The organism is Mesorhizobium sp. M7A.F.Ca.CA.002.15.2.1, assembly GCF_003998715.1.
GTDB lineage: Bacteria > Pseudomonadota > Alphaproteobacteria > Rhizobiales > Rhizobiaceae > Mesorhizobium > Mesorhizobium ciceri.
Genome location: NZ_RZPI01001028.1, coordinates 1 through 1,208, shown reverse-complemented (window position 1 = coordinate 1,208; position 1,208 = coordinate 1). Strand labels below are relative to the sequence as shown.

Sequence of the window (1,208 nt, the reverse complement as noted above, 5' to 3'; positions counted from 1 at the left end):
CGACCGTAATCGACATGGTGATCTTGCGGCTGGCCGAAACAGCGTCGTTCAGTTGCAGCCATTCAGTCCAATGCGGCTCGCCGTTTGCCCGGCAGGCAATCGTCAGGATCGGGCTGTAGCTCAAGGCACCGCCGCCGGTGATCAGCTTGTTGGTGGCGTAGAGCGAGGCCGTCACGAGGCCGTCTTCACTCGTGCCGAAGCGCCAGTTGTCAGGCACCGTGCCGGCCTGGGCAATGCCGCAGACCGAGATAAGGATCAGCGCGATTGCCGAAGCGTGTCCCAATTCGACGAACAGTCTCAACACGCCCTCCAACAACCAAGCGGCTTGCAATAGAAGCGCAGATAATGATCAAAGCTTGGTCGCCACAGGCCGTCGCTCGCGAAGCATGGCGGCTGTTGCAGTTTGGCAACGAAAAAGGCCGCCTCGAGGGCGGCCTTCCTGTTTCAGCGGAGCGCTGGTGTTATTCGGCGGCCTTCTTCTTCGGCGCGGCCTTCTTCTTGGGCTCTTCCGCGTCGTCGGCCGTCTTGGCGTCGGCCTTCTTGGCGGCGGCTTTCTTCGCCGGCTTCGCCTTGACGGCGGTCTCGTCCTCTTCGTCGTCGGCCATCAGCTCTTCCTTGCTGACCTTGACGTCGGTGACCGAAATCTGACCGAGCAGATGGTCGACCACCTTTTCCTCGAACATCGGCGCCCGCAGCGTGTTCAACGCTTCCGGGTTGTTGCGGTAGAACTCGAAGACTTCCTGCTGCTGGTTTCCTGGATAGCGCCGCACCTGCTCGAACAGGCCGCGCTGCAGCTCTTCGTCCGATACGGTCACGCCGGCCTTCTCGCCGATTTCAGCCAGCACCAGCCCGAGGCGCACGCGGCGCTCGGCAAGCCGCAGATACTCGGCGCGCGCCTCTTCTTCCGTCGTCTCTTCGTCGGCGAAGGTGCGTCCGGCTGCTTCCAGATCACGATTGACCTGCGCCCAGATGTTGTTGAACTCGGCGTCGACGAGCTTCGACGGCGCCTCGAACGAATAAGCCGCGTCGAGCTGGTCGAGCAGCTGGCGCTTGACCTTCTGGCGCGTCATGGCGCCGAACTGGTTCTCGATCTGGCCGCGCACGACGTCGCGCAGGCGCTCCAGCGACTCCAGGCCGAGGTTCTTGGCGGTCTCGTCGTTGATTTCCAGCGCGCCGGGCTGGGACACTTCCTTGACCGTGACATCGAA

At 62.7% G+C, this 1,208-nt stretch carries 2 pseudogenes; both read right to left on the bottom strand.

The features are described from left to right. Window positions 1-301, bottom strand: a pseudogene (locus ENZ74_RS32255) (hypothetical protein); the annotation flags it as partial. Window positions 302-461: 160 nt separating this feature from the next. Then, window positions 462-1,208: pseudogene (locus ENZ74_RS32250) on the bottom strand (trigger factor); the annotation flags it as partial.